18 protein-coding genes are annotated in these 17,607 nt (G+C 67.2%); 10 read left to right on the top strand and 8 right to left on the bottom strand.

Annotated features, from left to right (window positions below; translation table 11 throughout):
• Positions 1-17: 17 nt before the first annotated feature.
• From EG799_RS10660 to EG799_RS10650, 3 genes are read right to left on the bottom strand one after another with little or no spacing between them, the layout of a single operon-like run.
• Complete coding sequence (locus tag EG799_RS10660; protein WP_123881022.1) at positions 18-752, bottom strand: SPOR domain-containing protein; 735 nt, start codon at positions 750-752, stop codon at positions 18-20.
• A gap of 29 nt (positions 753-781) precedes the next feature.
• Complete coding sequence (gene argS / locus EG799_RS10655) at positions 782-2,530, bottom strand: arginine--tRNA ligase (RefSeq protein ID WP_123881020.1); 1,749 nt, start codon at positions 2,528-2,530, stop codon at positions 782-784.
• A 44-nt stretch (positions 2,531-2,574) separates the two neighbouring features.
• Complete coding sequence (locus EG799_RS10650) at positions 2,575-3,225, bottom strand: hypothetical protein (protein WP_123881018.1); 651 nt, start codon at positions 3,223-3,225, stop codon at positions 2,575-2,577.
• Between the two features lie 110 nt (positions 3,226-3,335).
• Here EG799_RS10650 and ispH point away from each other — a divergent pair, with 110 nt between their 5' ends.
• The 3 genes from ispH to rnhA are packed head-to-tail and all read left to right on the top strand — an operon-like array spanning position 3,336 to position 5,737.
• Positions 3,336-4,310, top strand: coding sequence for a 4-hydroxy-3-methylbut-2-enyl diphosphate reductase (gene ispH / locus EG799_RS10645; RefSeq protein ID WP_123881016.1), 975 nt, complete (start codon positions 3,336-3,338; stop codon positions 4,308-4,310).
• A 15-nt stretch (positions 4,311-4,325) separates the two neighbouring features.
• Positions 4,326-5,300 carry a homoserine kinase gene (thrB, locus tag EG799_RS10640; RefSeq protein WP_123881014.1) on the top strand — a complete coding sequence of 325 codons (975 nt, stop codon included), beginning with the start codon at positions 4,326-4,328 and terminating at the stop codon, positions 5,298-5,300.
• Complete coding sequence (gene rnhA / locus EG799_RS10635; protein WP_123881012.1) at positions 5,297-5,737, top strand: ribonuclease HI; 441 nt, start codon at positions 5,297-5,299, stop codon at positions 5,735-5,737. Before thrB ends, rnhA begins: the two co-directional genes overlap by 4 nt.
• Here the strand turns inward: rnhA and EG799_RS10630 are convergent.
• Positions 5,734-6,843, bottom strand: coding sequence for an NAD(P)/FAD-dependent oxidoreductase (locus EG799_RS10630; RefSeq protein ID WP_123881010.1), 1,110 nt, complete (start codon positions 6,841-6,843; stop codon positions 5,734-5,736). The two genes, rnhA and EG799_RS10630, sit on opposite strands and share 4 nt — an antisense overlap.
• Complete coding sequence (locus EG799_RS10625) at positions 6,840-7,760, bottom strand: alpha/beta fold hydrolase (RefSeq protein ID WP_123881008.1); 921 nt, start codon at positions 7,758-7,760, stop codon at positions 6,840-6,842. Before EG799_RS10625 ends, EG799_RS10630 begins: the two co-directional genes overlap by 4 nt.
• A 156-nt stretch (positions 7,761-7,916) precedes the next feature.
• Here EG799_RS10625 and EG799_RS10620 point away from each other — a divergent pair, with 156 nt between their 5' ends.
• The 7 genes from EG799_RS10620 (at position 7,917) to EG799_RS10590 (ending at position 15,212) form a co-directional block, all read left to right on the top strand.
• Entirely contained in the window at positions 7,917-8,408 is a 492-nt protein-coding gene (locus EG799_RS10620) for an A24 family peptidase (RefSeq protein WP_123883058.1), read from the top strand.
• 97 nt (positions 8,409-8,505) lie between these two features.
• Positions 8,506-9,573, top strand: a complete 1,068-nt coding sequence (cpaB, locus tag EG799_RS10615) for a Flp pilus assembly protein CpaB (RefSeq protein ID WP_123881006.1) — start codon at positions 8,506-8,508, stop codon at positions 9,571-9,573.
• 68 nt (positions 9,574-9,641) lie between these two features.
• On the top strand, positions 9,642-11,153 hold the full coding sequence (locus tag EG799_RS10610; RefSeq protein WP_123881004.1) for a type II and III secretion system protein family protein: 1,512 nt from the start codon (positions 9,642-9,644) through the stop codon (positions 11,151-11,153).
• A 5-nt stretch (positions 11,154-11,158) separates the two neighbouring features.
• Entirely contained in the window at positions 11,159-11,815 is a 657-nt protein-coding gene (locus EG799_RS10605) for a CpaD family pilus assembly protein (RefSeq protein ID WP_123881002.1), read from the top strand.
• Complete coding sequence (locus EG799_RS10600; protein ID WP_123881000.1) at positions 11,815-13,107, top strand: pilus assembly protein CpaE; 1,293 nt, start codon at positions 11,815-11,817, stop codon at positions 13,105-13,107. The genes EG799_RS10605 and EG799_RS10600 overlap by 1 nt, the downstream gene beginning before the upstream one ends.
• An 88-nt stretch (positions 13,108-13,195) precedes the next feature.
• Positions 13,196-14,167 (top strand): type II secretion system F family protein, encoded by a 972-nt coding sequence (locus EG799_RS10595; RefSeq protein WP_123880998.1) that lies wholly within the window; start codon positions 13,196-13,198, stop codon positions 14,165-14,167.
• Between the two features lie 31 nt (positions 14,168-14,198).
• Positions 14,199-15,212 carry a type II secretion system F family protein gene (locus EG799_RS10590; RefSeq protein ID WP_123883056.1) on the top strand — a complete coding sequence of 338 codons (1,014 nt, stop codon included), beginning with the start codon at positions 14,199-14,201 and terminating at the stop codon, positions 15,210-15,212.
• Positions 15,213-15,297: 85 nt separating this feature from the next.
• Here EG799_RS10590 and EG799_RS10585 read toward each other — a convergent pair whose 3' ends face one another.
• Genes EG799_RS10585 through EG799_RS10575 form a run of 3 tightly spaced genes read right to left on the bottom strand, consistent with a single transcriptional unit; the run spans position 15,298 to position 17,526 of the window.
• Positions 15,298-15,792 carry a MarR family winged helix-turn-helix transcriptional regulator gene (locus EG799_RS10585; RefSeq protein WP_123880996.1) on the bottom strand — a complete coding sequence of 165 codons (495 nt, stop codon included), beginning with the start codon at positions 15,790-15,792 and terminating at the stop codon, positions 15,298-15,300.
• Positions 15,793-15,845: 53 nt separating this feature from the next.
• Positions 15,846-16,742, bottom strand: a complete 897-nt coding sequence (mtnP, locus tag EG799_RS10580) for an S-methyl-5'-thioadenosine phosphorylase (protein WP_123880994.1) — start codon at positions 16,740-16,742, stop codon at positions 15,846-15,848.
• Between the two features lies 1 nt (position 16,743).
• Positions 16,744-17,526, bottom strand: a complete 783-nt coding sequence (locus tag EG799_RS10575) for an SDR family NAD(P)-dependent oxidoreductase (RefSeq protein WP_123880992.1) — start codon at positions 17,524-17,526, stop codon at positions 16,744-16,746.
• Positions 17,527-17,607: the final 81 nt, after the last annotated feature.

The following is a 17,607-nucleotide window of genomic DNA, read 5'->3' as shown; positions in this document are numbered from 1 at the left end:
GAAAACGCCCACGGCGCTCAATTGCGCAGGTAGCAGTCCCCGCCATTGTCGCGGATGGCGCGGCACGTTGCCTCCCCGCTTGCCCGGTCTCCGGTGATCGCCTGCAGACGGTAGACGGTCGCGCCATTCACCGTTCCCTGAGCGACACGGTGGCTCTTGCCAGACAGAACCTCGTAACGCCGCACCGCCTCGCCCCAGGCCGAATCGGCATCCGCCCGGGAGGTATAGGCACCGATCTGGACATAGACGGCGTTCGCGGGAGCGGGCTGATCCTCGCCTTCGTCCTCGCCGCCCGAAGCCGATGCGGCGCCCGCCTGCTCGCGGTCGATGCTGGGGCGCGGCGTGCCATCGTCGCTTTCGGCAATGCGGCCCCGGCGCGACTGGCCCTCGGCGACCTCGTAGGCGGTGTCGCCCGTGCCCGCGACCTCGCTGCCGCCGGGATCGTCCGGACGCTGCTTGTAGGGCGTGGCCGGCGCCTCGATCGTGCTGCCGTCGGCCACCACGTCGCCGCTTTCCCCATCGTCGCGCGCGAGCCACCAGCCGCCGACCAGCAGGGCGGCTACCACCAGCAGCCCGACCACCGCGAGACCCACGATGCGCATGTCGACGCCTCGATTGTCCTCGTAATCGTCCTCGGATTCGAGCCAGGGCAGACGCTCGTCCTCGTCGGCCAGGGCGAGCTGCTCCTCCTCGATCGGATGGGGTGCCTCGCGCGGTTCGCCGTATTCGTCCTCGTTTTCGGGATGATTCATGCGCCCTCGCCCTTCACCTGCCGTCCGCCCTACAATTCCTCGACGGCCTCGACCCCCAGTATCGCAAGACCGTTACGAATTACCTGCCCGATTTGCGCGCTCAGGAACAGCCTCGCGGAGGTGACATCGGGCGAATGCGCCAGCATGATACGCTTTTCCGGGTTGTCGATGCCAAGGTTCCAGTAGGCATGGAAGGCGGCGGCGAGGTCGTAGAGGTAGAAGGCGATGCGATGCGGTTCGCGCGCCCGGGCGGCCGCCTCGACCTCGCGCGGGAATTGCGCGGCCTGCTTGACCAGCGCCAGATCGTCCGCGTCCAGTGCCCCCGGGTGATCGCCGGACGGCGCGAAGCCCTCAGCCTTGGCCTTGCGGAGAATGGAGCAGATACGGGCGTGGGCGTACTGCACGTAGAAGACCGGATTGTCCTTCGACTGCTCGACCACGCGGGCGAAGTCGAAATCCATCTGCGCCTCGGGCTTGCGGGTCAGCATGGTGAAGCGAACCACGTCCTTGCCGACCTCGTCCACCATCTCGGCGATGGTGACGAAATTGCCCGAGCGCTTGGACATCTTGGCCGGTTCGCCGTCGCGCAGCAGCTGCACCATCTGCACCAGCTTGACGTCGAACGGCAGCGCTTCGCCCTGCCCCTGCGACAGCGCCGCGACGGCGGCCTTGATCCGCTTGACCGTGCCGGCATGGTCCGCACCCCAGATGTCGATCAGCGCATCGGCCTGTTCGGCCTTCTGCATGTGATAGGCGAGATCGGCACCGAAATAGGTCCATTTGCCATCCGACTTCCTGATCGGACGATCCTGGTCATCGCCGAACCTGGTGGAGCGGAACAGCGGCAGCTCGACCGGCTCCCAGTCTTCGGGCGGCGCCTTGCCCTTGGGCGCTTCGAGGACGCCGTCATAGACGAAATCGTGCTCGCGCAGCCAGGCTTCCGCCTGTTCCGGCTTTCCGGCGCGCTGCAATTCGGCTTCCGAGGCAAAGACGTCGTGCGCGATACCGAGCTGCGCGAGATCGGCGCGGATCATGTCCATCATCGCGGCAACGCTGCGTTCGCGGAACGGGGCGAGCCATTCGCTTTCCGGCGCGTCGCGATACCGTTCGCCGAATTCCTCCGCCAGCTTCGCGCCCACGGGTTTCAGGTAGTCGCCGGGATAAAGGCCCGCCGGAATCGCCCCGATATCCTCGCCCAGCGCCTCGCGATAGCGCAGATGGGCGGAGCGGGCGAGCGTATCGACCTGGCCGCCGGCATCGTTGACGTAATATTCGCGCGTGACCGCGTGGCCCGCCGCCTCGAGCAGGTTGGCCAGCGCATCGCCCACCACCGCACCGCGGCAATGGCCCATATGCATCGGTCCTGTCGGATTGGCGGAGACGTATTCGACGTTCACCCTTCTGCCCTCGCCCAAGCCGGATTTGCCGTAACCGGCGCCCAGGTGGGCGATGGCGGCAAGCTCGTCGGTCCAGTTCACGGCGGTCAGGCGCAGGTTGATGAAGCCCGGCCCCGCGATCTCGGCGCGTTCGATCAGCGGATCCTTCTCGAGGTGAGCGACGATCTTCTCGGCCAGCGCCCGAGGATTGGTTCGAGCGGGTTTTGCCAGCACCATCGCGGCATTCGTGGACAGATCGCCATGCGCCGGATCGCGCGGCGGCTCCACGCTGACATTCGCGCGCGGCGTATCGGGCGGCAGCGCGCCTTCCATCTCCAGCGCGGAAAGGACGGCGTCGATCCGCTCCTGAAAGGCGGAATACAGCGTATGGATCTCGGTCATGCCGGCGCCGTTAGCCTGTTTGCCGGAAGCCGGAAAGCCCGCGATCAGCGTGTCGCGTTGTAAGCCAGCTGATCCTCGGTAAGCTGGAAGCCGACCAGCAGTTCGAACGTCGCGCGGGCGACGGCTGCGCGCACGTCGGGCTCGGTCAGCGGGTCGATCGCCGCCGACTGGTCGCCGGCACGGCGGCGGCGGGTGATGCGGTCGCGGATATCTTCGGGAAGGGTGGCGGCCGCACGGTCGACATAGGCGCCGGCGCGCGCCTGCGCCTGCGCCCGGTACTCGCCGTCCGCGAAATCGATCCGCACCGTGCCCAGCCGCTTCGCGACGACGGCGTTGCCACCGCGCATGACGGTCGAGAAATAGGGCAGCTCTATGCTGCGCGCACCCGCCGGGTCGCGGCGCTGCGCATAGACGTCGAAGGTCGCCTCGGTATAGACCTGGTCGCCGGTGTCGTTGCAGGTGCTGCGCACGTTGGTGATCGCCGCGCTGACGTCCAGCGCGTCGGCGGTGCGCGAGGTTCCCGGCGCGAAGGTCGTGATGTCGCCGGTATAGTCGGGAACGCCCACCGCCGGGCATACCGAACGCAGCGCCGTGATGCCCACGCCCTGCGCCACCACCAGATCCCCTTCCTTGCTGCATCCGGCGAGTGCCGTCGCGGCAAGAGCCAGTACCGGAAGCGCGAAACGTGCGTGCATCGTCAATCCTTACAAAACATGCGTGGCCTTGTGCGCTGGGTCGTCCGACGCCACCTTGGCCCAGCCCCTAGCCCTTTCGCCGGGGAGCGACAACCGCTAGAGATGCCGACATGAACGCCCCCTTTCATCAGAACGACGCGCAGCAGGCCAAACTTTCGCTCACCGTGCTCATCGCCGCGCCCCGCGGGTTTTGCGCCGGCGTCGATCGCGCGATAGAGATCGTCGAGCGCGCCCTCGAACGCTACGGCGCGCCCGTCTACGTCCGGCACGAGATCGTGCATAACCGCTACGTGGTCGATGGCCTGCGGGCAAAGGGCGCGATCTTCGTGGAGGAACTGGACGAGGTGCCTGACGATGCGCCGGTCGTCTTCAGCGCGCATGGCGTACCCAAGACCGTGCCGGCGGAGGCGGAGCGGCGGGAGATGATCTATGTCGATGCCACGTGCCCGCTCGTCAGCAAGGTGCATCGTCAGGCCGAACGGCAGATCGAGAAGGGTCAGCACATCATCTTCATCGGCCATGAGGGCCACCCAGAGGTGATCGGAACGATGGGTCAGGTGCCGGCCGGACGCATGACGCTGGTGGAAACGGTCGAAGACGTCGCCGACCTGCCCTTCGGTCCGCAGGACGATCTGTCGTTCCTTACCCAGACCACGCTCTCGGTTGACGACACGGCGCAGATCGTGGACGCGCTGAAGCAGCGCTTTCCGCATATCGTCGCCCCCAAGGCGGAAGACATCTGCTACGCCACGTCCAACCGGCAGGCGGCCGTGAAGGAAATCGCTCCCGCCGCCGATCTGGTGCTGGTGATCGGCGCCCCCAATTCTTCCAATTCCGTCCGGCTCGTCGAGGTTTCCGAGCGTTGCGGCACCGATGCCCGGCTGATCCAGCGCGCCAGCGACATCGACCCCGCCTGGCTCGATGGCGTTGGCACGCTTGGCCTCACCGCCGGGGCTTCCGCCCCGGAAAGGCTCGTGCGTGAAGTGGTGGACCAGCTTGCCCAGTGGCGTTCGATCGAGGAGCGCAAGATCCGCACCGCGGAAGAAAAGATGGTCTTCAAACTGCCCCGCCAGCTGGTCGACTAGGGTTCGCCCGGGGGCGTGGCGGTCTACACGCAGCTTTCGGCGGGCACGCTGGGCGACCTCGTCGCGCAATACGACGTCGGGCAGCTTGTTTCGGCCAAGGGCATTGCCGAAGGCGTGTCCAACTCGAACTGGCTGATCGAGACGACCGGCGCGGGCGCGGCGGGAGACACGCGCTTCATCCTCACGATGTACGAACGGCGCATCGATCGGGGCGACCTGCCGTTCTTTCTCGATCTGCTGGATTTCCTCTCCGCCCGAGGCCTGCCCGTGCCGCGCACGATCCATGACCGGACGGGCGCGTCCTTTCGCCTGCTGGACGGGAAGGCGGTGGCGCTGATCGAGTTTCTGCCGGGCGTGTCCGTCGATTCGCCGACGGCAGAACAGGCGCACGATCTCGGCGCGGTGCTGGCCCGAATGCATCTCGCCGCACAGGGGTTTTCCGGCACGCGCCGAAACGATCTCGGCCCCGCCACCTCGTCCCGCGTGCTGGCAGAGTGCGGAGCCGATGCCCTTGCCGCGATCGATCCGGCCCTGCCCCGCGCGATCCGGCTCGCCCGCGAGGTCGCAGAACGGTGGCCGGCCGACCTTCCGCAATCCGTGATCCATTCCGATCTCTTCCCGGACAACGTGCTGATGCTGGGAAGCGCGGTCGCCGGTCTCATCGATTTCTACTTCGCCTGTACCGATGCGATGGCGTACGATCTTGCAGTCACGCACGCCGCCTGGTGCTTCGGCGAGGGCGGAAAGGATTTCCGCCACGACATCGGGCACGCGCTGATCGTCGGCTATGAAAGCGTTCGGCCGCTGCTCGGGCCAGAGCGCGCCGCACTGCCGCTGCTGGCGCAGGGGGCGGCGCTGCGCTTCGTCTCCAGCCGGGCCTTCGACTGGATCGATACGCCAGCGGGCGCGATGGTCACGCGCAAGGACCCGATGGATTTCATGGCGCGTCTGGAATTCTACCGCGAAGCGGGCGATAGGGCCTTTGCATGAAGAAGGTCGAGATTTTCACCGATGGCGCGTGCAAGGGCAATCCCGGGCCCGGCGGCTGGGGCGTGCTGCTGAGAATGGGCGCGCACGAGAAGGAGATGTCGGGTCACGATCCCGACACGACCAACAACCGCATGGAAATGACCGCGGTGATACGCGGACTCTCGGCGTTGATCGAACCGTGCGAAGTCACGCTTGTCACCGATAGCAAATACGTCATCGACGGCATGACCAAATGGGTTGCCGGGTGGAAGAAGCGCGGCTGGGTCAACGCCAGCAAGAAGCCCGTCCGCAACGCCGATCTGTGGCACGATCTGATCGAAGCCGCGGGGCGGCACAAGGTTCACTGGCAATGGGTCCGGGGCCATGACGGCCATGCGGAAAACGAACGGGTGGACCGGCTCGCCAGCGACGCGGCGACCGCTCCCCGGGAAACCTAGCCGGGGCGATCGGCGAACCGCTCCGGAGCGTAAAGCGCGGCGTCGAGTTCGCCGGTCATCGCATCGCGTTCCCGGCCCAGCAGCAATTGCGCGCCGAGCCTTGCCGCGGCCGGTGCGGTCTGAATACCGTAACCGCCCTGCCCGGCGAACCAGAAGAAGCCCTCGACCCGCGGATCGTAGCCATAGACGGGCAGGCGGTCGGGCGAGAAGCTCCGCAGTCCGGCCCATTTCCGCTCGACCGCCTCGATGTGCCAGTCGACCACCTCGCCCAGTCGGTCGAGCGCGAGTGCGACGTCGATCTCCTCGGGCGCGGCGTCGCACGGGCCGGAGGGGATTTCGTCATGCGGGCTGAGCCACAACCGCCCGCTTTCGGGCTTGAAATAGAACCCGCCCGTCAGATCGAGGACGAGCGGCATGTCGGCGGGCGGCCCGGGGTCGGTCCGCACCTGCGCGACCGTGCGCCGCAGCGGCTCGATGCCGAGCGGCGTCGCCCCGCACATTGTCGCCACCGGATCGGCCCACGCGCCGGCGGCATCGACCAGCGTCGCGGCGCTCAGCGTCCCGGCCTGGCCGAAATCGAGCCGCCACGCCCCTCCTGTCCTCTCCGCGCTCAGCAGGCGGTGCCGCACGCGCAGGTCGACGCCTGCAGCGCGGGCTTTCGCAAGATAGTGCTGATGCAGCGCGGCGACGTCGATATCGGCGCAGTTCGGCTGGAACAGCGCGTGGTCCCAACCGGCGCGCAGGCCCGGAACGATCGACGCCAGCCGATCGCGGCCGAGCCGTTCGATCGTCACCCCGGCATCGGCGAACCGATCAAGAAAGGCGGTTGTCTCCGCTTCCTGCCCGCGCCGCGCGACGTAGAGCGCGCCGCGCCGGGAAAGATATCCACCCTCGCGCAGATAGCCGCCCGAGGCGAGGGTCAGCGGCACCAGTTCGGGGCCGCCGTAACATTCCTCGTAGAACGCGGCCGAGCGCCCGGTCGTATGGTAGCCCGGATGATCTTCCGCCTCCGCCAGCAGCACGCGGGCATGGGGGGCGCATTCCGCGGCGATGCTCGCCCCCGCCATTCCGGCCCCGATCACGGCGATATCGAAGCGTTCGGTCATGAAGGCGGCGCGGCGTCCAGCTTGCGCGCGAGGAAATCGTCGATGGCGGCGAGCGCGCGGTCGCGCACGGGGTCCACCTCGCGCAGGATTTCGTGCCGCGCCTCCTTGCCGAAGAACACGCCTTCGGCATCGGGGATGCGGGCGAAGGCGGCGCGCGTCGCAGCGGGGCTGACAAGCTTGTCGGCATCGGTCGCCACGATGAGCGTAGGCACCGCGACGCTTTCGAGCGCACCGCGCCGATGGATGCGCGCGATCGAATCGGCCGCACCGCGAACCCAGCCCCAGCTGCCAGCGCCGAGCTTCAGTTCGGGCCGCGTTTCGCGCCACCATTCCTCGTCGGCATAGCGATCGTGGTCGTGGGTCAGGAACCGGCGCCGCGCACTGACCAGCGTGATCGGCTTCTCCTTGCTGCCCCAGGCCGGACGGCGCGGATCGCCCACGCTCGTCATGATCCGCGCCATCGCCCGCTTGGCAAAGGTCGGCAGGTGTTCGGGAAAGACATCGAGCATGGGCGCGGACAGCACCAGCGCATCGGGCCTGGGATCGAGCACCTGTTCGATCACCGCGCGCAGGACCAGATGCCCGCCCATCGAATGCCCCATCAGCACCAGCGGCCCTTCGCGGCTGTCGGCCCAGTCCGCCCATAACAGCGCGAGGTCGGCGATCCAGAGCGCGAAGTCGTCGATATGGCCGGTGCTGTCGTCCGCGCCCAGCCGGCCCGATCCGCCCTGCCCACGCCAGTCCGCCGCGCTGACCCGCCAGCCGCGCTGCCGCCAGTGCTCGAAGCTTTCGAGATACTTCTCATACGCATCGCCGCGCCCGGACATGAACAGGATGCTTCCGCGAGCATGCGTATCGTCCGTGGGCGGGGTCCAGTCGATCCGGCGGATCAGGTGCCCGTCGCCCGCCGCCCACATGCTTTCCCGCGCCCCGCCCGGGATCGCGCGCCGGTCGAAGGTCGGGGGGACGGTTTCCCCTGGAAGAGCGTGATGAATACCGGCCTCCTGCCTGTGGTTACTTTTTGGTAAGTCATGCGCGCTAGCACACGCTTCGAGGGATTTACCGGGGGCTTCATGCTAGACGATCCGATCAAGTACGGTCTGCTTGCCGCATTGGCAATCGCACTGCTGGTGGCAGCGTTCACCGATCTCAAGAGCCGCCGTATCGCCAACTGGCTGAACCTCGCCATCGCAGCGGGCGCGCCTGTCTTCTGGATCGCCAGCGGCATGGAACTTTGGCCCGACATCGCCATCCAGTTCGGTCTGGCGCTCGGCACCTTCGCCGTCCTTTCCGTGCTTTTCGCCCTGCGCGCCATGGGCGGCGGAGACGTGAAGCTGCTCACGGCGCTCGCGCTGTGGATCGAACCGTCGCTGTTCCTGAAGCTCGTCATCATGATGGCGCTGCTCGGCGGCCTGCTGACACTGGGTTTCGGTGCCTGGCACATCATGCGCCGGCAGAAGGACAGGATCGCCATCCCCTACGGCGTCGCCATCGCGATGGCCGGCCTGTGGGTGATCGCCAGCTTCTACATGCCGGCCTCGGCCATGGCCGGGACGACGCACTGAACCGGCGAGACTGGTCGCAGTGAACCCGATTTTAACCATTCCCGCCGTATCCGGCACGAACCTTATCGCAAGGACCATTGAGGGGGCTTGACGCACCATGGACAAGAAGAAGCTTTTTCTGCTTTTGGGAGCGCTGATCATCGCGGTCGGCACGGCGCTTGCCGCCAGAAGCATGTTCGCAGGCGCGGCGGCTCCCGAAGCCGAAGCCGCCCAGGTCGAACCGCAGGGGCCCAAGGTGCTCGTCGCCAAGCGCAGCCTGCCGGTCGGCACGATCATCACGGCAGATGCGGTCGCCTATCAGCTGTGGCCGCAGGAACTGGTGCAGGACGCTTACTTCATCGACGGCGAGGCCGACATGGAGCAGCTGCTGGGCACCGTGGTGCGTCACAACATCACCGCCGGTGAACCGGTCACGCAAGGCTCGCTCGTCGCGCCCGGCGATCGCGGCTTCCTCGCCGCGGCGCTCGGCCCGGGCATGCGCGCCGTCACGGTCCCCGTATCCGCCCGCACCGGCGTTGCCGGCTTCGTCTTCCCGGGCGACCGCGTCGACCTGGTGCTGACCCAGACGGTCAGCGGCAGCGAGGGTCAGGAGCTGCGTGCTTCCGAAACGATCCTCACCAACCTGCGGGTGCTCGCCACCGACCAGTCGACCGAATCCACCACGACCGAGGACGGCCGCACCGTGGTCCGCGCGTTCCGTACGGTGACGCTCGAAGTGACGCCCCGGATCGGCGAGAAGATCGCCGTCGCGCAGACCATCGGCACGCTGTCGCTGTCGCTGCGCTCCATCGCCGACAACCAGGCCGAACTCGAACGCGCCATCGCCGCGGGCGAGATCGAACTGCCGGACAACGCCACGACCGAACAGGAAGAAGCGCTGCTGCGCGCCGCCGTCGCCCGTCCGGGCGAAGGGGCCACCACCTTCCAGACCGGCGGGGACGTGTCGCGCTTCCAGCGTCGCACCATGCCGCCGCAGAACACCGGCCGCAGCAACGATCCCGCCCCCTCGGGTGCGCCGGAACAGCAGGTGATCGTGCAGAACTCGCCCGGCGCCTCCGCTCCGGCCCTGCCCAGCGGTCCGACCGTCCGCGTCAGCCGCGGCAAGAACACCACCGTCGAATCGGTCGGCCGCGGCGCGGGTGCGCTGCTCGACCGGGGCCGGTGAGCGCCATGACCACGAACAACGTTACGACCCCGAGCCAGCCCGAAACTGGACATCCGAAAGGCAGGACGATGACCAATCGCCTACTTAAGACCGTGCTGAGCGCCGCGTGCGCCATCGCACCCCTGGCACTCGTGCCCGCCATGCCGGCCACGGCCCAGGCGCAGACCGTCGCTCCGGCGCAGGACATCGTCCTGTCCATCGGCCGCGGCGAACTGGTGACGGTGCCGCAGACGATGGCCGATATCTTCGTCTCGAACGAAAGCGTGGCCGACGTCCAGGTGAAGTCGCAACGCCAGCTCTACGTCTTCGGACTGTCAGGCGGAGAGACCACGATCTACGCCAGCAACGCAGCCGGCGACATCGTCTGGTCGGCCAATGTGCGGGTCGGATCTAACATCGATTCGATCGACCAAATGCTCGCTCTGGCCATGCCTGAAGCGAACATCTCCGTCGCCACGATGGGCAGCAACACCGTCCTTCTGACCGGCACCGTCGCGGCGCCGGAAGACGCGGCGGAGGCCGAACGGCTGGTGTCCGCCTTTGTGGGCGATGCCACCAACGTCATCGCCCGGCTGCGCATGGCGACGCCGTTGCAGGTCAATCTGCGCGTCCGCTTCGCCGAGGTCAGCCGCTCGCTGGTGCGCAACCTGGGCGTCAACCTGACGACCGTGGACACGACCGGGGGCTTCCAGTTCGGCATCCAGCAGGGCCGGGCCAACGGTGTCACGATCAACAATGACGGCACCGCCGAATTCACGGGCATTTCGCCGGGCACGACCATCGCCGGTTTCGGCGAGCTGCTGGGCCTCGACCTTGCTGCCGCCCTCGACGCGGGCGAACGGCGCGGTCTCGTGACCACGCTGTCGCAGCCGAACCTGACCGCGCTGTCGGGCGAGACGGCGGAATTCCTCGCCGGCGGCGAGTTTCCGATCCCGCTCAGCCAGGGCCTCGGCACCACCACGGTCGAATACAAGAACTACGGCGTCAGCCTCGCCTATTCGCCGACCGTGCTGGCCAACGGGCGGATTTCCATCCGCGTACGGCCCGAAGTGTCCGAACTCTCGAGCCAGGGGGCGGTGACGCTCAACGGCTTCCAGATCCCCGCCCTCACCATCCGCCGCGCGGAAACGACGGTGGAACTGGGTTCGGGCGAGAGCTTCATGATCGCCGGCCTGCTTTCCAACAACGCGCAGAACACCATCGATCAGGCACCGGGCGTGGGTGACATCCCGATCCTGGGCAACCTGTTCCGCAGCACCGAATTCCGGCGCGGCGAGACGGAGCTGGTCATCGTGGTGACGCCGTATCTGGTGCAGCCGGTCAATGATCGCGACATCCGCCTGCCGACCGACGGTTTCGCGGTGCCCAACGCCGCCGAGCAGTTCCTGCTCGGCCGGGAAACGGCCGGGACGTCCGGCGGAAACCGCCCGATGCCGCGCGCCGCCGCGCCGGCCGCGGGTCAGGAACCCGCGGTCCCCGCCATCAGCGCGAACCAGCAGGACGCCGTGCAGCCCGAAGCGGCACCCGCCCAGACCGCCCAGGCCGCAACGCCGGGCTTCAGCTTCGCCAACGGAGAGTGATTGCCATGACCAACAGCATCAAACGTGCATCCGCCTCGGCACTCGCCCTCGCGCTGGGTCTGGGTCTCGCCGCCTGCAGCTCCGGTCCGCAGGAAGCGAACTACTCGCTCAACAGCGTCAACCAGCCGGTCGTCGAACGCGCCAACTACGCGCTCGACGTCGCGACCGGTCCGTCCGGGCTCTCCGTGCCCGAGCAGCAGCGTCTGGTCGACTGGTTCGACATGCTCGACCTGCAATATGGCGACCGCATCGCCATCGACGATCCCGCCGCCAGCGCCGCCGTTCGCGAGGACGTGGCCGCCGCCGCCAGCCGCTACGGCCTGCTGCTGTCCGACGGAGCGCCGGTGACGCAGGGCTATGTCGATCCGGGCAGCGCCCGCATCGTCGTCACCCGTACCGTCGCCTACGTGCCGGGCTGCCCGAACTGGTCCGACGAATACGGCTTCCAGGTCGGCAACGCCACGTCCGACGGCTTCGGTTGCTCGGTCAACGGCAACCTCGCCGCGATGGTGGCCGATCCCGAGCATCTTCTCGAAGGCGCGCACGGCACCGGTGAAACGGTCGTGATGACCTCGAACCGGGCGATCGTCACCTATCGCAACCAGGAACCGACCGGCGCAGGCAGCCTGCCCGAAGTCTCCAGCCAGGGAGGAGGAAGCTAATGTCTTCGCAGTGGAAATCCGGCCCGATGGGCAATCGCGAGCCGTTCTCGGCCTTCATCTGCGACGACAGCGCGCTCGACGTGCTGCGTCCGGTGGTCATCGAGATGGGCTGGCAGCCTGAAAAGTGCAACAAGGGCGGTCTTCGCAACGCGATCCAGTCGCTGTCCATTTCCGCCAGCCCGGCCATCCTGATGGTCGATCTGTCGGAAAGCGGCGATCCGCTGAACGACATCAACGCGCTGGCCGAGGTCTGCGAACCCGGCACGGTCGTGATCGCGGTCGGCCAGGTCAACGACGTGCGGCTCTATCGCGATCTGTTGTCGAGCGGCATCCACGACTACTTGCTCAAGCCGCTATCCGCGAGCCAGTTGCGCGATGCCCTGACGCAGGCGCAGGCGGTCTTCGCCAGCCCCCGCAATGCCGAGGGCGAGGGCGACCGCGAGCATGTGGCCACGGCCGTCGTCGGCACGCGCGGCGGCGTGGGCGCATCGACGCTGGCCACCTCGCTGGCCTGGCTGTTCGCGTCCGAGCATCAGCGCTCGACCGCGCTGCTCGATCTCGACGTCCATTTCGGCACCGGCGCGCTGGCGCTCGATCTGGAACCGGGCCGCGGCCTGACCGACGCGATCGAGAACCCCAGCCGTATCGACGGCCTGTTCATTGAACGGGCCATGATCCGGGCGAACGACAACCTCGCGATCCTGTCGGCCGAGGCGCCGATCAATTCCCCGCTGATGACCGACGGCACCGCCTTCGTGCAGCTGGAGGAGGAGTTTCGCCAGGCGTTCGACATGACGGTGATCGACCTGCCGCGCAACATGCTGATCAACTTCCCGCACCTGCTGAACGAGGTGAACGTGGTGACGCTCGTCACCGAGCTCACCCTCGCCAGCGCGCGCGATACGATCCGCATCCTGTCGTGGCTGAAGGCCAACGCGCCCGGCGCCCATCCGATGATCGTCTGCAACCGCATGCAGACCGGCGCGGCGGAGATCAGCAAGGCCGATTTCGAGGCCTCGATCGAGCGCAAGATCAACTTCCAGGTGCCCTTCGACCAGAAGGCCGCGGCCAACGCCGCCAAGCTGGGCCAGACCTTCATCGAGGCCAACAAGGGTTCGAAGACCGTCGCCCCCTTGCGGGATATCGCCAAGACCATCGTCGGCGTGGCCGAGGACGACGGCGCCTCGCTGGACGAGGCGGGCAAGCAGGGCTCGATGCTGGGCAAGTTCGATCTGAAGTCGTTCCTCGGAGCGGCGAAGAAGGACAAGGCCGCGGCCGAACCGGCCGAATGACCGATGCCGCGGGGAAAGGGGCGGACGGGCAACCGCTCCCCTTTCCCCGGACGTCACGCACGCAAATCAGGATTAGGAAGGGCCAGACATGAACATCATCCAGCTACTGCTCGTAGGTGGCGGCCTGATGGGCCTGATGATCCTGGGCTACGTGCTGGTGAACGGCAAGTCCCCGGCAAAGGAAGGGCAGCGGCGCCTGGAGGCGCTGCGCTACCGCCATTCCGAAAGCACCAAGGACAAGGTCGAGAGCCAGCTCAAGAAGGCGATCGCCGCGCGCAAGCCCTCGCAGTTCGTGAAGGCCGGCTCCGGCTCGCGCATCCAGGCGCTCGCGGTACGGCTGGACCGGTCGGGCCGGGCATGGACCATCACCCAGTACATGTACGCCTCCGTCGGTCTCGCGATCGCTATCGCAGCCCTCGTCTATCTGCAGACGGGCGCGGCGCTGCTGGCGCTCGGCATCGGCGTGCTGGTCGGCGCGGGTCTGCCGCACATGGTCGTCAGCTTCTTCATCAAGAAGCGCACCAACGACTTCAACGCCAAGTTTCCGGACGGCATCGAATTGCTGGTCCGCGGACTTCGGTCCGGTCTGCCCGTCGCGGAAACGCTGGCCGTCGTCGCGCAGGAAGTCCCCGGCCCGGTCGGCGCCGAATTCCGCGCCGTCGTGGAGCGCATCAAGATCGGTCGCACGATGGAAGAAGCGCTGCAGGAAACGGCCGACAAGCTGGGCACCGCGGAATTCCAGTTCTTCGTCATCACCCTCGCCATTCAGCGCGAGACGGGCGGCAACCTCGCCGAAACGCTGTCGAACCTTGCCGACGTGCTGCGCAAGCGCGCGCAGATGAAGCTGAAGATCAAGGCGATGAGCTCCGAATCCAAGGCCTCCGCCTATATCGTGGGCGCCCTGCCCTTCATCGTGTTCGGCATGATCTACTGGATCAACCCCAGCTACATCGGTGGCTTCTTCACCGACGACCGGCTCATCATCACCGGCCTGGGCGGGCTCGTGTGGATGAGCATTGGCGCCTTCATCATGGCCAAGATGGTCAGCTTCGAGATCTGAGCGAGGAAACGAGACAATGCTTGACCTTCTCATGACCGCTTCCGCGCCCGGACCGACCCTTCTGGGCGTCGACGTCATCCTCGTCGGCACGATCCTTGCCGGGATCGCCGCCCTGGCCACCGTCTTTGCCATCTACGCGGCGGTGACGGTGAAGGATCCGATGGCGAAGCGGGTGAAGGCGCTGAACGCGCGCCGCTCCGAACTGAAGACCGGGATGCTGACCCAGTCGGCCCGCAAGCGCCAGTCGCTGGTGCGCAAGACCGACACGACAGAGAAGATGAAGGACACGCTGCAGGGCATGAAAGTCCTGCAGGAAAGCCAGGTCAAGCTGATCCAGCAGAAGCTGGCGCAGGCGGGCTTCCGCAACAAGGAAATGGCGATCGTCGTCATCTTCGCGCGCATGGTGCTGCCCGTCGTGCTCGGCCTGCTCGGCATCGTCGTGTTCTACTGGACCGACACCTTCCCCGAATGGGGCAGTTTCAAGCGTTTCATGGGTTTCGCCGCGCTGGTTGTCGCGGGTTACAAGGGACCGGAAACCTATCTCAAGAACATCGCCAACAAGCGCACAAAGGCCATCCAGAAGGGGCTGCCGGACGCGCTCGACCTGCTGGTGATCTGTGCCGAGGCGGGCCTGACCGTCGACGCCGCCTTCAACCGCGTCGCCAAGGAACTGGGCCGCGCCTACCCGGAACTGGGGGACGAATTCGCCCTGACCGCGATCGAACTGTCCTTCCTCACCGAACGGCGCCAGGCGTTCGAAAACCTCGCCTACCGGGTCGATCTCGATGCGGTGCGCGGGGTGGTGACGACGATGATCCAGACAGAACGCTACGGCACCCCGCTCGCCAGCGCGTTGCGCGTCCTGTCCGCCGAATTCCGCAACGAGCGCATGATGCGCGCCGAGGAAAAGGCCGCGCGCCTGCCCGCGATCATGACCGTGCCGCTGATCCTGTTCATCCTGCCGGTGCTGTTCATCGTCATCCTCGGCCCGGCCGCCTGCTCCATCGCCGACGCCTTCTCCGGCGACGGCCCCGGCAGTCACTAGGGCGAAGGCCGGCCGGTCCGCAACGAAAAGCCCCGCCCGGTGCGACCCGGGCGGGGCTTTTTCCTGCGTGTCGCCAGCCCTACCGCTACTTCACGCCGAAGGCTTCTCCATCCGCCGCGTCCTGGTCCAGCTCGTCTCCCAGCAGATCCTCGGATCGCTGGCGCGCCCGTTGCAGGAGGGACCGGAACAGGTCGAGCTCGTCGCTCGAAAAGCCGTCGAACAACTGCCGCTCCATCGCGAGCGCCAGCGGCATGATCTCGTCATGCATGGCCCGGCCCGCTGGCGTCAGGTCCAGCAGGTGGGATCGGCCGTCCTGTTCGTTGGGTGTGCGATGCGCCAGATCGCGTTCCTCCAGCCCCTTGCACGCGCGATTCACGGCCACCTTGTCCATCAGCGTGCGCCGGGTGAGATCGCGCTGCGTCAGGGCGCCGCAATCCCCCAGAACCGCCATGACCCGCCACTCCGGTATTCCCAGCCCCCAGCGGTTGCGATATTCCAGCGCGATGCGACCGCTCACCGCGTTCGAGGCAAGGGAGAGCTGGTAGGGGAGAAAATCGGCAAGGGGCGTGTTCGGTTGCATATGCAACAAGCTTGCGGGATTTCGCCCGGTTTGGCAAGTTTACGTCGCCCGCGTCAGCCCTTTGCGCGAGGAAACCGCTCGATCAGTCGCCCCGCGACGGCATCCAGGCGGGTGGTGGCGGCCACGTCCCAGCGTTCCCGTGGGGTCACGATGGCGGTATCGAGGCCCGTGTCGATCGGGCTGGCGGAGCGGGTCTTCGGCAGGATGGTCGCGAACTCGCCCAGCATGGCGCGGGCGGTCTCGGCATTGGCGCGCATGGTTTCCAGGATGTCCGCCACGTCAACGTCGCTGTTCTCCCGCCAGCAATCGTAATCCGTAACCATGCCCACCAGCGCGTAGGGCAGCTCAGCCTCCCGCGCGAGCCGCGCTTCGGGCATGGCGGTCATGCCGATGACCTGCGCGCCCCACTGCCGGTAGAGCAGGCTTTCCGCGCGGGTCGAGAATTGCGGTCCCTCTATCGCGACATAGGTTCCGCCGTCATGCACGGCGGCGCCGGCCTTTTTCGCCGCCTTGAGCGCGTGGCGCGACAGGCGCGGGCAGACCGGATCGGCGAGCGGGACGTGGGCGACCATGCCTTCCCCGAAGAAACTTCGCTCGCGCCCCGTCGTCCGGTCGATCAGCTGGTCGATGACGACGAACGCCCCGGGCGCGATCTCTTCCGCCAGGCTGCCGATAGCCGAAACGGCGAGAATGTCGGTCACGCCGCAGCGCTTGAGCACGTCGATATTGGCGCGGTAATTCACGTGCGAGGGCGACAGGCGGTGGCCCGCACCGTGGCGGGCGATGAAGGTGAAGCGCACGCCGCCGAGCATGCCGGTCACGACGGGGCCGGACGGCTCCCCGAAGGCGGACCCGACCGCGATTTCCTGCATCTCGTCCAGCGCGCCGGGCTCGTAGAGACCCGAGCCGCCGATGACGCCGATATGCCAGGGCGCGCCGGCCTTCGCCATGTCAGCGCGGACCCATGCGGATCGCACCGTCGAGCCGCACCGTGGCGGCATTCATGTAGATGGTCTCGATCAGGAAGGTGGCGAGTTGCGCGTACTCGCCGGCCCGCCCCAGGCGCTTGGGAAAGGGAATGCTCTCGGCCAGCGAGGCCTGCGCCTTCTCGGGCAGGCCGGCCATCATCGGCGTTTCGAAGATGCCGGGCAGAATGGTGTTGATGCGAATACCCTCGCCCATCAGATCCCGCGCGATCGGCAGGGTCATTCCGGCGACGCCCGCCTTCGAGGCGGAATAGGAAACCTGGCCGATCTGCCCGTCCTGCGCCGCCACGGAAGCGGTGCACACGATCGCGCCGCGCTCCCCGTCCTCGCGCGGTTCGAGCGCCATCATCCCCGCCGCCGCCTTCGCAATGCAGGTGAAGGTGCCGAGCAGGTTGATGGTCACGGTCTTGCGGAAGACGTCGATGTCGAGATGGGAGATCTCTCCGGTATCGCGATCGCGGCGGGCGGTCTTCCCGACCGTGGCGATGCCGGCGCAGCAAACCAGGATGCGCGCCTCGCCATGCTCTTCGCGCGCCCGGGTAAAGCCCGCCTCGACCGATGCCTCGTCAGCGACGTCGACCTTGCAGAAGATACCGCCGAGTTCCCTGGCGACGCTTTCGCCGCGCTCCTCGTTGAGATCGAACAGCGCCACCTTCGCACCCCTCTCGGCAAGCGCGCGGGCGGTCGCCTCGCCCAGGCCCGAAGCACCCCCGGTGACGATGGCGGGGGTCGAACTGTCGATCTGCATGAAGAAGCCTCTCGATGGATGGAACGGCGCAAACGGGAGGCCTTGCTCTTAGTCCCCCTCCCCCGGCGGTCAAGCGAAGCG

Source organism: Aurantiacibacter spongiae (genome assembly GCF_003815535.1).
In the GTDB taxonomy this organism is placed as follows: Bacteria; Pseudomonadota; Alphaproteobacteria; order Sphingomonadales; family Sphingomonadaceae; genus Alteraurantiacibacter; species Alteraurantiacibacter spongiae.
Note: the sequence above shows the minus strand (reverse complement) of the source record. Positions and strands in the feature narration are given on the sequence as shown.

Coding starts and splice junctions, on each gene's coding strand:
- EG799_RS10660 (WP_123881022.1), bottom strand. CDS start 752: ATGAATCATCCCGAAAACGAGGACGAATACGGCGAACCGCGCGAGGCA.
- argS (WP_123881020.1), bottom strand. CDS start 2,530: ATGACCGAGATCCATACGCTGTATTCCGCCTTTCAGGAGCGGATCGAC.
- EG799_RS10650 (WP_123881018.1), bottom strand. CDS start 3,225: ATGCACGCACGTTTCGCGCTTCCGGTACTGGCTCTTGCCGCGACGGCA.
- ispH (WP_123881016.1), top strand. CDS start 3,336: ATGAACGCCCCCTTTCATCAGAACGACGCGCAGCAGGCCAAACTTTCG.
- rnhA (WP_123881012.1), top strand. CDS start 5,297: ATGAAGAAGGTCGAGATTTTCACCGATGGCGCGTGCAAGGGCAATCCC.
- EG799_RS10630 (WP_123881010.1), bottom strand. CDS start 6,843: ATGACCGAACGCTTCGATATCGCCGTGATCGGGGCCGGAATGGCGGGG.
- EG799_RS10625 (WP_123881008.1), bottom strand. CDS start 7,760: ATGTGGGCGGCGGGCGACGGGCACCTGATCCGCCGGATCGACTGGACC.
- EG799_RS10620 (WP_123883058.1), top strand. CDS start 7,917: ATGCTAGACGATCCGATCAAGTACGGTCTGCTTGCCGCATTGGCAATC.
- cpaB (WP_123881006.1), top strand. CDS start 8,506: ATGGACAAGAAGAAGCTTTTTCTGCTTTTGGGAGCGCTGATCATCGCG.
- EG799_RS10610 (WP_123881004.1), top strand. CDS start 9,642: ATGACCAATCGCCTACTTAAGACCGTGCTGAGCGCCGCGTGCGCCATC.
- EG799_RS10605 (WP_123881002.1), top strand. CDS start 11,159: ATGACCAACAGCATCAAACGTGCATCCGCCTCGGCACTCGCCCTCGCG.
- EG799_RS10600 (WP_123881000.1), top strand. CDS start 11,815: ATGTCTTCGCAGTGGAAATCCGGCCCGATGGGCAATCGCGAGCCGTTC.
- EG799_RS10595 (WP_123880998.1), top strand. CDS start 13,196: ATGAACATCATCCAGCTACTGCTCGTAGGTGGCGGCCTGATGGGCCTG.
- EG799_RS10590 (WP_123883056.1), top strand. CDS start 14,199: ATGACCGCTTCCGCGCCCGGACCGACCCTTCTGGGCGTCGACGTCATC.
- EG799_RS10585 (WP_123880996.1), bottom strand. CDS start 15,792: ATGCAACCGAACACGCCCCTTGCCGATTTTCTCCCCTACCAGCTCTCC.
- mtnP (WP_123880994.1), bottom strand. CDS start 16,742: ATGGCGAAGGCCGGCGCGCCCTGGCATATCGGCGTCATCGGCGGCTCG.
- EG799_RS10575 (WP_123880992.1), bottom strand. CDS start 17,526: ATGCAGATCGACAGTTCGACCCCCGCCATCGTCACCGGGGGTGCTTCG.